At 58.3% G+C, this 9885-nt stretch carries 10 protein-coding genes and 2 pseudogenes; 4 read left to right on the top strand and 8 right to left on the bottom strand.

The window, feature by feature from the left end; translation table 11 throughout:
- The 3 genes and pseudogenes from ACIQ0Q_RS07560 to ACIQ0Q_RS07550 form a co-directional block, all read left to right on the top strand.
- Positions 1–464, top strand: a pseudogene (locus ACIQ0Q_RS07560) (hypothetical protein); the annotation flags it as partial.
- Between the two features lie 100 nt (positions 465–564).
- Entirely contained in the window at positions 565–1311 is a 747-nt protein-coding gene (locus ACIQ0Q_RS07555; protein WP_395772332.1) for an electron transfer flavoprotein subunit beta/FixA family protein, read from the top strand.
- Entirely contained in the window at positions 1311–2249 is a 939-nt protein-coding gene (locus tag ACIQ0Q_RS07550; RefSeq protein WP_395772331.1) for an electron transfer flavoprotein subunit alpha/FixB family protein, read from the top strand. Before ACIQ0Q_RS07555 ends, ACIQ0Q_RS07550 begins: the two co-directional genes overlap by 1 nt.
- Before the next feature lie 66 nt (positions 2250–2315).
- On the opposite strand, the gene ACIQ0Q_RS07545 is transcribed toward ACIQ0Q_RS07550, so the two are convergent.
- From ACIQ0Q_RS07545 to ACIQ0Q_RS07515, 7 genes are all read right to left on the bottom strand, one after another.
- On the bottom strand, positions 2316–2945 hold the full coding sequence (locus ACIQ0Q_RS07545; protein ID WP_395772330.1) for a CoA transferase subunit B: 630 nt from the start codon (positions 2943–2945) through the stop codon (positions 2316–2318).
- Positions 2946–2955: 10 nt separating this feature from the next.
- Positions 2956–3657, bottom strand: a complete 702-nt coding sequence (locus ACIQ0Q_RS07540; RefSeq protein ID WP_395772329.1) for a CoA transferase subunit A — start codon at positions 3655–3657, stop codon at positions 2956–2958.
- 28 nt (positions 3658–3685) lie between these two features.
- Positions 3686–4846 carry a cystathionine gamma-synthase gene (locus tag ACIQ0Q_RS07535; protein WP_395772328.1) on the bottom strand — a complete coding sequence of 387 codons (1161 nt, stop codon included), beginning with the start codon at positions 4844–4846 and terminating at the stop codon, positions 3686–3688.
- Positions 4847–4855: 9 nt separating this feature from the next.
- On the bottom strand, positions 4856–6226 hold the full coding sequence (locus ACIQ0Q_RS07530; protein WP_395772327.1) for a pyridoxal-phosphate dependent enzyme: 1371 nt from the start codon (positions 6224–6226) through the stop codon (positions 4856–4858).
- A 115-nt stretch (positions 6227–6341) separates the two neighbouring features.
- A complete protein-coding gene (locus ACIQ0Q_RS07525; RefSeq protein ID WP_395772326.1) occupies positions 6342–6560 on the bottom strand; it encodes a YdcH family protein in 219 nt (72 codons plus the stop codon).
- Positions 6561–6925: 365 nt separating this feature from the next.
- Positions 6926–7831 (bottom strand): OmpA family protein, encoded by a 906-nt coding sequence (locus tag ACIQ0Q_RS07520; protein ID WP_395772325.1) that lies wholly within the window; start codon positions 7829–7831, stop codon positions 6926–6928.
- A complete protein-coding gene (locus tag ACIQ0Q_RS07515) occupies positions 7828–8211 on the bottom strand; it encodes a hypothetical protein (protein ID WP_395772324.1) in 384 nt (127 codons plus the stop codon). The genes ACIQ0Q_RS07520 and ACIQ0Q_RS07515 overlap by 4 nt, the downstream gene beginning before the upstream one ends.
- 86 nt (positions 8212–8297) lie before the next feature.
- Here ACIQ0Q_RS07515 and ACIQ0Q_RS07510 point away from each other — a divergent pair, with 86 nt between their 5' ends.
- Positions 8298–9404 (top strand): PilT/PilU family type 4a pilus ATPase, encoded by a 1107-nt coding sequence (locus ACIQ0Q_RS07510; protein WP_395772323.1) that lies wholly within the window; start codon positions 8298–8300, stop codon positions 9402–9404.
- A gap of 35 nt (positions 9405–9439) precedes the next feature.
- Here ACIQ0Q_RS07510 and ACIQ0Q_RS07505 read toward each other — a convergent pair.
- Positions 9440–9885, bottom strand: a pseudogene (locus ACIQ0Q_RS07505) (maleylacetoacetate isomerase); the annotation flags it as partial.

Here is a 9885-nt window from a genome sequence, read left to right as displayed (position 1 = left end):
AACGTTACGGCCGTGAGGATGTCGATGCGGCACTGATGCACATCAAACGCCTGCAGCTGAAAAATCGCAGCACCCTGCTGCAACCTTACTTAAGCAAAGTCGATGACGCGGGCGAAACCGCCCTGCTGTACTTCAACGGCGTGTACTCGCATGCCATTCGCAAAGGCCCATTGCTCAAACGCGATGAAGGTCCGACTGAAAAACTGTTCGCACCGGAAGAAATCATGGCACGCGTCCCAGGTGAAGATGAAATCGCCTTGGCCGAGCAGGTCATCGCCGCGCTGCCGGCATTGTTCGGTCTGAACGGTCCGCTGGCCTACGCCCGCATCGATCTACTGCGTGACGAGGATAGCCAGCCCTGTCTGCTCGAGTTAGAGCTGACCGAACCCTCGCTGTTCTTCAATTACGCCGATGGCGCCGCCGAGCGATTTGTTACTGCCCTCAAACACCGCTTAAGCCTTTGATTTCACTTTTCCTTCAGCCCAAGCAGCTGTTTGAAAAAGGGGATTTGGGATAGAATAAAGGCCTGTTTTTTCCCGAAACACTCCCCCCCGAGGCCGAGCAATGAAGATTCTGGTTGGTTACAAGCGCGTGGTTGACTACAACGTGCGCATTCAAGTCAAGCCCGACGGCTCCGGTGTCATCACTGATGGCGTGAAACTGTCCGCCAATCCGTTCGACGACATCGCTCTGGAAGAAGCCCTGCGCATCCGCGACAAGGGACTGGCTTCGGAAGTCGTGGTGGTCACCATGGGCCCGGCCGATTGCCAGGCACATATCCGCAACGGTCTGGCCATGGGCGCCAACCGCGCCATCCATGTGGTCACAGATGCCGCCATCCAGCCACTGACTGCCGCTCGTGCCTTCCTGAAACTGATTGAAAAAGAACAACCCGGCTTGGTACTGATGGGCAAGCAGGCCATCGACGATGACGCCAACCAGACCGGCCAGATGCTGGCTACGCTGTGGGGTCGGCCACAGGCGACCTTTGCCGGCGCCATCGCCATCAACAGCGGCACCGTGCAGGTCACCCGTGAAGTGGATGCCGGTCTGGAAATCCTCGACATCGATCTACCGGCGGTGGTCACCGTCGATCTGCGCTTGAACGAACCACGCTTCATCAAGCTGCCCGACATCATGAAAGCCAAAAGCAAGCCGCTGGAAACCATCGCCTTCTCTGATCTTGGCGTTGAATCCGCAGATTTCCTGAAAACCAGCCTGTTCGCACCACCGGCCAAGCGTAGCAAAGGCGTAATGGTCAAAGACGTCGCCGAGCTGGTCGCCGCCTTGAAAAACAAAGGACTTGTCTAATGAGCCGCGTACTGATCATCGCCGAACACCTCAACGGCCAGCTCAACGGCGCCACTGCGCGCTGTGTATCCTGCGCCAAGTCCTTGAATGCCGAAGCCATCGATGTGCTGGTTCTGTCCGATGCTGGCCAAGCCGTGGCCGAACAGGCTGCGAGAATTTCCGGTGTGAGCAAAGTGCTAGTGGCCGATAACGCCGCCAACGCCCATGCCATCGCGCAAGTGCTAGCACCGCAGATCGCCGAAGCCGCCACCGGTTATAGCCATGTGTTCGGCCCGTCCACCACCTTCGGAAAGGATCTGATGCCCTGCGTGGCCGCGTTGCTCGGCGTGGCGCAGATCAGCGATGTGATGACAGTGGAATCGAGCCATAGCTTCAAACGTCCGATTTACGCCGGCAACGCCATCATCACTGTCAATGCACCGTCTGATAAAGCGGTGGTCGCCACCGTGCGTACCGCCTCCTGGCCGGCCGCCGAGAGCGGCGGCAGCGCTAGCATCGAATCCATCTCGCTGAAGACCGGATTGCCGACGCATACCCGTTTCGTTTCCCTGCAACAGGGCAAATCCGACCGTCCCGATCTGCAAAGTGCCGGTAAAGTGGTGTCTGGTGGCCGTGCGCTAGGCTCAGCCGAGAATTTCGCCATCGTGTATTCACTGGCCGACAAACTCGGTGCTGCCGTCGGCGCTTCGCGTGCCGCTGTGGATGCCGGTTATGTGCCCAATGAGTTACAGGTTGGTCAGACCGGAAAAATAATTTCCCCCGAGCTTTATATCGCCATCGGCATTTCCGGCGCTATCCAGCACCTGACCGGCATCAAAGACGCCGGCACCATTGTTGCTATCAACAAAGATGCCGAAGCACCGATATTTGAAATCGCCGATTTCGGTCTCGTCGGCGATTTGTTCCAGATTCTTCCGGAACTGGAAAAAGAACTCTAGTATCAATCTGCTTGGGGGCAATAAAAACTCCGCTCACGCGGAGTTTTTATTGCCAGAACATCCTGCTTATTGAAGGACGGTAACACCGGTCTTGTTTTTTATTTCCTCAAGCGAGACCTCTGGCGCGAGCTCAATCAACTTCAAGCCAGCATCGGTCACGTCAAACACGCCCAACTCGGTGATGATGCGGTTGACTACGCCGAGGCCGGTCAGCGGCAAGGTGCATTCCGGCAGGATTTTCGGCGAGCCGTCTTTGGCGGCGTGCTCCATCAGCACCACCACGCGCTTGACGCCAGCCACCAGATCCATCGCGCCGCCCATGCCTTTCACCATCTTGCCGGGCACCATCCAGTTGGCCAGATCGCCTTTGTCGGTGACCTGCATGGCACCGAGGATGGCCAAATCGATGTGACCGCCGCGGATCATCGCAAACGAATCATGGCTGCCGAAATAGCTGGCGCCTTCGCGGGCGGTCACCGTCTGCTTGCCGGCATTGATCAGATCGGCATCCACCTCGGCCTCAAGCGGAAACGGACCGATGCCAAGCAGGCCGTTCTCGCTCTGCAGCCAAACCTCCATGCCTTCGGGAATGTGGTTGGCTACCAAGGTCGGCAGGCCGATGCCGAGGTTCACATAGGCACCGTCGCTGAGTTCTGCGGCAGCGCGTTTAGCCATGTCATCACGGGTCCAAGCCATGTCATTCTCCTTATGCCGTGCGCACGATGCGTTGTTCGATGCGTTTTTCCGGCGTGGGGTTGAGCACGATACGGTCGACGTAGATACCCGGGGTGTGGATGCTGTCCGGATCGAGTTCGCCAACCGCAACGATTTCTTCGACTTCAACGATGCAGATCTTGCCCGCCATCGCCACCGCCGGATTGAAATTTCGCGCAGTCTTGCGGTACACCAGATTTCCGGAAGTATCCGCTTTCCAGGCTTTCACCAGCGACACATCGGCATGCAACGCGGTTTCCAGCACGTAATGCTTGCCGTCGAACTCGCGGGTTTCCTTGCCCTCGGCCACGATGGTACCGTAACCGGTGCGAGTGTAGAAGGCTGGAATGCCCGCACCACCGGCGCGCAGGCGCTCGGCTAGGGTGCCCTGCGGGTTGAATTCAAGTTCCAGCTCACCGGCCAGATACTGCCGTTCGAATTCCTTGTTCTCGCCTACGTACGAGGACACCATTTTTCGGATCTGGCGCGTGGCCAGCAGCATGCCGAGGCCAAAGCCGTCAACGCCGGCATTGTTGGAAATCGCGGTCAGGCCGGTTTTACCGGAATCGCGCAGCGCGGCGATCAGCGCTTCAGGAATGCCGCACAGACCGAAGCCGCCGACGGCAATGGTCTGGCCGTCCTGTATGATGCGGCGCAGGGCGTCATCGGCACTGGCGTAGAGTTTTTTGTTCATACGAAAATCCTTTCAGGAACCCACAGCATCAGGCCGACAGTGCCTGCTGGATATCGGACCAAAGGTCGATGGCATCCTCGACGCCGACACTGAGCCGTACCAGATTTCCGGTCACGCCCAGGGCGTTACGGCGGTCCTCCGGAATCGAGGCATGCGTCATCACCGCCGGATGATTGGCCAGGCTTTCCACGCCGCCAAGCGATTCGGCGCAGGCGAACAGCTCCAAGCGCTCCATGAAGCGCTTGGCTTCAGGGAAGCCACCCTTCAGCCAGACACTGACCATGCCGCCGAAACCGTACATCTGTGACTTCGCCAGCGCGTGTTGCGGGTGCGAGGACAGGCCCGGATAGGTAACCTTTTCCACCGCCGGATGCGCTTCCAGTTTTTCGGCAATGAATTGCGCGTTCTCGCAGTGAGCCTTCATGCGCAGGTGCAGAGTTTTCAAACCGCGCAGCGCGAGGAAGCTATCAAATGGACCCTGCACGCCGCCTATGGCGTTCTGCAGGAAGGTCATCTGTTCAGCCAGTACGGCATCTTTCACCACCACTATGCCACCGACGATATCGGAATGACCGTTCAGGTATTTGGTGGCTGAGTGCATCACGATATCGGCGCCCAGTTCCAGCGGGCGCTGCAGCACCGGTGAGCTGAAAGTATTGTCGACCGCCAGCAGTAGGCCATTCGCCTTGGCGAATTCGGCCAGACGGCGGATGTCGACCAGCTTCAATAGTGGATTTGTCGGGGTTTCGCACCAGATCATTTTGGTGTTTGGCTGTAGCGCGTCCTTGACCGCAGCCAGATCATTGAGATCGACGAAGCTGAATTCCAGACCCGCGCTTCGCCGGCGCACGCGTTCGAATAGGCGATAGGTACCGCCGTACACGTCGTCCATGCAGATCACGTGCGCGCCCGAATCAAGCAGTTCCAGCACGGTCGAGGTCGCGGCCAGCCCGGAGGCGAAAGCATAGCCGTGCGTTCCGGATTCCAGTTCGGCCACGCAGCGCTCATAGGCGAAGCGGGTCGGATTATGGCTACGCGAATATTCAAAGCCCTGATGTTCACCCGGGCTGGCCTGGGCATAGGTCGAGGTCGCATAAATCGGCACCATGACCGCACCGGTGGACGGATCGGGGCTCTGGCCGGCATGGATGGCTTTAGTGCCGATACCGTGGGTTTTCTTGCTGCTCATGGGATTCCTTTATTGCACGCGGCGGCGCAGGTAATTCAACAAGTCGATGCGGGTAATCAAGCCGAGGAAACGGGTGCCGTCCATCACGATAGCAACCTTACCGGCATCGAACACTGGCATCAGTGCCGCCATCGACGCGCCGACTTCAAGCACTTCCAGATCACGCACCATGGCGGTCGACACCAGGTCCTTGAAACGCGCCTGATCGTTATGTACATGAATCAGCACATCGGATTCGTCAACAATGCCGACGATCTTCTCGTCATCCATCACCGGCAGCTGGGACACGTCGTACATCTTCATGCGCTGGTAGGCCACGGTCAGGGTGTCTTTCGGACCGACCACCACCGTATCGCGCTTAGCGTAAGGCCGGAGAATCAGATCGGACAGATCGCCCTTGGCTTCGCGTTCGAGAAATCCGTTGTCGAGCATCCAGTAATCGTTGTACATCTTCGACAGATATTTATTGCCGGTATCGCACACGAACACCACCACCTTTTTGGGCACGGTCTGTTCGCGGCAGTATTTCAACGCGGCCGCCAGCAGCGTGCCGGACGATGAACCGCCGAGCACGCCCTCCTTCATCAGCAGCTCGCGGCCGGCTATGAAACTTTCCTTGTCGGAAATGGCGTAGGCTTTCCTGACCCGGTGGAAATCGGAAATGCGCGGCAGGAAGTCCTCGCCGATGCCTTCGACCATCCAGGATCCCGATTTAGTGCTGAGCACACCTTCGTTGATGTACTGGGTCAGAATCGAGCCGACCGGATCGGCCAGTACCAGCTCGACATGCGGCGCGGCGACTTCGAAGAAGCGGGAAAGGCCAGTCATCGTGCCGGAACTGCCGCAGCCGAATACGATGGCATCCATGTCATGGCCCATCTGCTCCCAGATTTCAGGACCAGTGCCGGTCTCATGTGCCAGCGGGTTATCGGGATTGCCGAATTGATTGATGAAATACGCACCGGGCGTTTCATGCGCGATGCGCTCGGCCATGTCCTGGTAGTACTCGGGGTGGCCTTTGGCGACATCGGAACGGGTCAGCACCACTTCGGCCCCCATGGCACGCAGGTTGAAGATCTTCTCACGGCTCATTTTGTCGGGCACCACCAGCAGCAGCTTGTAGCCTTTCTGCTGGGCGACCAGCGCCAGTCCGATACCGGTATTGCCGGCAGTACCCTCGACCAGGGTGTCGCCCGGCTGGATTTTCCCGGCACGCTCGGCCGCTTCGATCATCGACACCCCGATACGGTCCTTGATCGAGCCCCCCGGATTCATGCATTCCAGCTTGAGGTACAGCTGACACAGGCCAGTGTCGAGATGCTGGGCTTTGACCATGGGCGTCTGCCCGATCAATTCCAGAATACTGTGATGAATGGTCATGATAAAGGCAGCAAAGGGGGACGTCACATTCTACCAGTTTCATCCCCCGCCAAGACCGGGTGACAGCCGTCCGACGAGGAGGCCGGCCATCACCCTTTGCCGCTTTAAAACCCGCTCAGAGAGTGCTGTCTCCGAGCATACGGGTCAGCCGATCCTTAGCTATCAGCTTTTCCCGCTTCATACGGGTCAAGGTGCGGTCATCGATCGGCAAGACACCGAGTTCGGCATCGGTGACTTTCTTATCGAGCTTCTGGTGGTGGAAATACAGACGGCGGAAATCGCTATCCGTCTGGATACGTGAATCGACTGACTGTTTCGATTGACCTTCAAACACAGGAACCCCCTTGGCAAAAACAAAACCCCGGCAAGGCCGGGGTTTCATGGGTTGTGCACACGATTATGACGCTGGAGTCACGGCTCGCTTCCGGCCGGAATTCCTGTGCTGCATCGGGACGAGGTGATGTAGCGTCGTGCATGATCGTGGCTCGCTTTCGCCATGCAACGGAAAATAGCCTGCATGGGATATAAAACCTACGCCGGTCTTTTTCGGGCCGCAAGCCCTTTTTTATGTCGTTGATTTCGCGATATTTTCAAAATGGCCTCGGGCCAGAATCGTAAAATCGGAGTTTTATTATTATTTTTCATGGACTTATAGGAGTCTGACGCGGGGCTAAAAATCACAAGCTGCTGATTTTCCGCTTATTTCTGGATGATCTCGACACGCCGATTCTGCGCACGCCCTGATTTTCCAGTGTTTGAAGCCAAAGGCTTGACCGAACCCCAGCCTTTGGCGCTGAGTTTGCCGGCAGGCACACCGGCGGCCCGGAGCACCGCCATCACCGCCTCGGCGCGCTGGCGCGAAAGGGCCACATTGGACTCCTCGCTACCCAGATTGTCGCTGAAGCCCTCCACGGACCAAGCTTTGCCGGAGGCCTTCAGGCGCTTGCCCAGCTGACCGAGGCTTTGCCGGGCTTCCGGCTGCAGGGTGGCTTTGCCGGCCAGGAACGCGGTACCGGGCAACCGATACCGGCCTTTGCGCGACCCGCCCAGGCTGACCAGATCGTCGCTACGGGCGTTGGCCAAGGCGGCCAGTTCTTCCTCCAGACGCGCCAGTTCACCGTCTTTGGCGACCAAGGCAGCGCCGGCGGTGGCCGCATCCGCCACGGCGGCGGCATCTGCATTCAGCAAGACCTCTTCTTCACGCGCCAGCGCCTGCAGGCGCAGGCGTTCGGCTTCCTTCCGCGCCAACTCGGCATCACGGCGGCTGGCTTCCAGCAATATGGCATCGCGCTCGCGGTCGAGCGCCAGTGATTGTTGACGCAGTTGTGCCACCTTCAATGCATATTCGGCCGTGCTCACCCGCAGTTCGACGATGGCGGTGGCAAATGCCCGGTCGCGGGATCGCACCTCCGGTAATGCCAACAGGGCCTGACGGGCCTGAAGACGCTCGAGTGCTGCAGCATCGCTATCGCCAGCACTGGCATCCACTGCAGCCAGACGTTCCTCCAGAAGTGGCCACTGCTGTTGGGAGTCTGCATCCGAGGTCTGCGCCTGTACTGGCACGCAGACAAGCATGAGCAGAATCAGGGTTAGGAAGCGGATCATGGCGGGTTACCGCCGTTGCCTAGCAGCAAATTCCGACGCAGGGCGTTGTTCTCGGAAATCTTGCGTTCGATCTGTTCCGCCAGCTTGCGCTGCCGAGTCTGTGCAGTGGCCAGAGCGGCCTGTGCTTCCGCGGTCTGTGCGGCGCGTTCGGCATCGATCTTCTTGCGTTTGAGCTGCAAGACCTGTGCTTGAGCATAGGCATCGCGAGCGCTCTGATAGGGTAACGACGCCCATTGCGCCGCCTGTTCGCGCTCAGCCTCGAGCAACGCCCGTTCAGCGGCTTCAAATGCGGGGGACGGCGCCGACGTCTGGGCAAACACGGGTGTGAACGCCAGAAAGAAAGCGGTGGCCGACAACAAGTACACAAACTGCTTGGACACTCTATAATCCATTGAAAGAGGGTACCTAGGATCGCATTCCAGTGTACACAATAACGGCTCCGGCAAAAACCGGGCAAGGGGAACTTATGGATATTGGCTATTTCCTGAAGCTGATGCGTGAAAAAAACGCATCCGACCTATTCCTGAGCACCGGTGCGCCTGTTTACATCAAGGTCGAAGGCAAACTTTACGCCTTGGGAAACAACGAGCTGGCAACCGGCATGGTCAAAAAAATTGCGTATTCGCTGATGGACGAAGACCAGATTAAGGTGTTCGAACACGAACTGGAATACAACATGGCCATCTCCATCCGCGAGGCCGGCCGCTTCCGGGTCAACTGCTTCAAGCAGCGCGGTGAAATCGCCATGGTTATCCGTGCCATCAAGAGCGAAATCCCGAGCATCGAGGAACTGAAGCTGCCGCAGACGCTCAAAAGCATCATCAACGAACCGCGCGGACTGGTGCTGGTAGTCGGATCCACCGGTTCGGGTAAATCGACGGCACTGGCGGCAATGATTGATCACCGCAACGAAACCCAGACCGGCCACATCCTGACCATCGAAGATCCGATCGAATTCCTGCACCGGCACAAGAAATCACTGGTCAATCAACGCGAAGTCGGCTTCGACACTCATGGCTTCCACAATGCACTGAAAAACGCCATGCGCGAAGCGCCGGATGTGATCCTGATCGGTGAAATCCTGGACGCCACCACCATGGAAGCAGCCATCACCTTCGCAGAGACCGGCCACTTATGCTTGGCCACCCTGCACTCCAACAACGCCGATCAGACCCTCGAACGCATCCTGAACTTTTTCCCGGAAGTCGCGCACAAGAACATCCTGATGAATCTGGCGCTGAACCTGCGCGCAGTGATCTCCTTGCGCCTGGTGATTGGTGTTGATGGCCACCGCATACCGGCCACGGAAGTACTGATCAATACTCCGATGATCCGCGACCTCATCCGGCGTGGGCAGATCCACGAAGTCAAGGAAGCGATGGACACCAGCCTGGAAGAAGACATCCATACCTTTGACCAGTGCCTGTTCCGCATGTACAAGGACGGCAAGATCACCCTCGACGAAGCCCTGTTGAAAGCCGACTCGCGCGACGGTCTTGCGCTCAAGATCCGACTGTCGGAAGGCGGCAGCGCCGAACACGATCCCTACGGGGATCTATACAAAACCCAGTAACCGAGAAGCCCGTGCAAGCGGGCTTTTTTCTGACCTCAATTGACGCGAAAGTCTGCAGGTGTATCCGGCTGCCGCCCGGGATGCGCTCGCGCGAACGCCGGCAAGGATTGGCACTGGCCGGCGATGCGCATTACGTTCGGATACGGTGTCATGTCGAGATTGAAGCGCGCGGCCGCGAACACATGCGGCACCAGGAAGCATTCAGCCAGGCCCGGGTTGTCACCGACAGTGAAACTGCTGCCATGGGGATTATTCGCCAGTTGCGTTTCGATGTTGCCGAAATTCACTGCCAGCCAATGCCGAACCCAGGCGTTGCGGGCGTCCTCATCCAGACCATGCGTATGCTGCAGATGCTGGAGAACGCGCAGGTTCATCAGCGGCTGTCCTTCCGAGGCGATATACAACGCTAGTCCGCGTACGAAGGCGCGCGCCAGTGGTTTGGCCGGAAGTAGGCGCGGCTCAGGAAATACGTCGTCGAGAT

The organism is Arenimonas sp. (assembly GCF_044348765.1).
Classification (GTDB): Bacteria; Pseudomonadota; Gammaproteobacteria; order Xanthomonadales; family Xanthomonadaceae; genus Arenimonas.
This window is presented reverse-complemented; position numbering and strand designations above follow the sequence as displayed.

Bases quoted from the DNA above. Each gene is read 5' to 3' on its own strand.
- ACIQ0Q_RS07550 (WP_395772331.1), top strand. From the start codon at position 1,311: ATGAGCCGCGTACTGATCATCGCCGAACACCTCAACGGCCAGCTCAAC.
- ACIQ0Q_RS07535 (WP_395772328.1), bottom strand. From the start codon at position 4,846: ATGAGCAGCAAGAAAACCCACGGTATCGGCACTAAAGCCATCCATGCC.
- ACIQ0Q_RS07555 (WP_395772332.1), top strand. From the start codon at position 565: ATGAAGATTCTGGTTGGTTACAAGCGCGTGGTTGACTACAACGTGCGC.
- ACIQ0Q_RS07545 (WP_395772330.1), bottom strand. From the start codon at position 2,945: ATGGCTTGGACCCGTGATGACATGGCTAAACGCGCTGCCGCAGAACTC.
- ACIQ0Q_RS07540 (WP_395772329.1), bottom strand. From the start codon at position 3,657: ATGAACAAAAAACTCTACGCCAGTGCCGATGACGCCCTGCGCCGCATC.
- ACIQ0Q_RS07520 (WP_395772325.1), bottom strand. From the start codon at position 7,831: ATGATCCGCTTCCTAACCCTGATTCTGCTCATGCTTGTCTGCGTGCCA.
- ACIQ0Q_RS07530 (WP_395772327.1), bottom strand. From the start codon at position 6,226: ATGACCATTCATCACAGTATTCTGGAATTGATCGGGCAGACGCCCATG.
- ACIQ0Q_RS07510 (WP_395772323.1), top strand. From the start codon at position 8,298: ATGGATATTGGCTATTTCCTGAAGCTGATGCGTGAAAAAAACGCATCC.